General features: G+C 36.6%; 1 protein-coding gene. It reads right to left on the reverse strand.

All coding sequences use genetic code 11. The features are described 5' to 3' along the window. The coding region (locus HMPREF2578_RS07965) for a DUF927 domain-containing protein (protein WP_141743939.1) at positions 1–992 on the reverse strand (992 nt) is incomplete at both ends.

The raw sequence follows: 992 nt of genomic DNA on the forward strand, positions 1-992 counted from the left end.
TTTTAGCGATATCAATATCTGTAGCTAAAACATGACTAAGAATCTTGGCCGAAGTAGTGATAGCCGCATAGCGCTTAAACATACGAATACCAGTATTATTTGTTTCATCCTTCAATTTATCTTTAAACCAATGATGTTCCTCTTGAAACCATTGAATGACTTCATTTTCACGTTTAATAAGATAATCAGCAACTAACGGTAAAACATGCCCGTAGTTTTGTGCAACCGCTTTTTTGATATTGTCAGCATTGGTCGCATTTGTAGTAAATTGTTCATTAATCTCGATGGTTCTTACACGTAATCCATCGTTTTGAGCCGAATTAGTAAAAATACTGTATTCTGATGTTGAAATGACAGACGTGCCCCAATTCTTAGGCGTTTTAACTTCTCCATGAACGTTTGAACGTTGACGACCTTGACCTTCAGCGATCGAATATAATAACCCCGTTGTATCTTTAAAAGTTGCTGATGAGAGTTCATCAAATACAATAGGTACACCAAAATTGTTACTCAAGTAACCTTCAAGTGCATTACGTGTGGCATTCCAATTTTTAAAGAGCGTTTCGTTCCCCTTATTAGGATTGCCAGCAACTGATACAGCTAAAGCAGCCGCTGTTGATTTACCAGTTGATGACTGACCTGTAAAACTAAAGATGATACCAGCAAATGTAACATCTTGTTTATGCTTCAGAAATGCTGTTACTAAGGCAGAAATTCCGAATATGGTTGCTAATTCCAAATAAAAATGACCTTTGACCTCATTAAGATACATATTAAACCAATCTTCAAACGTACCTTTAGGCGCTAAATCATAAGATGTGTCACAAATTGGTTCAGGTGGGTTGTTAGCATCAAATTCTTTGGTCTTATAGACATCATTTAACGATATAATGGAACCGAATGGAGTTGCTAGTATGCCTACACCTTCATACAAATGGGAAGGTGATAATAGATTGCGCATTTGTTGCAAGGCATTACTTAAAGACGTGATG

The organism is Staphylococcus sp. HMSC072H03 (assembly GCF_001809305.1).
GTDB classification, from domain to species: domain Bacteria; phylum Bacillota; class Bacilli; order Staphylococcales; family Staphylococcaceae; genus Staphylococcus; species Staphylococcus hominis.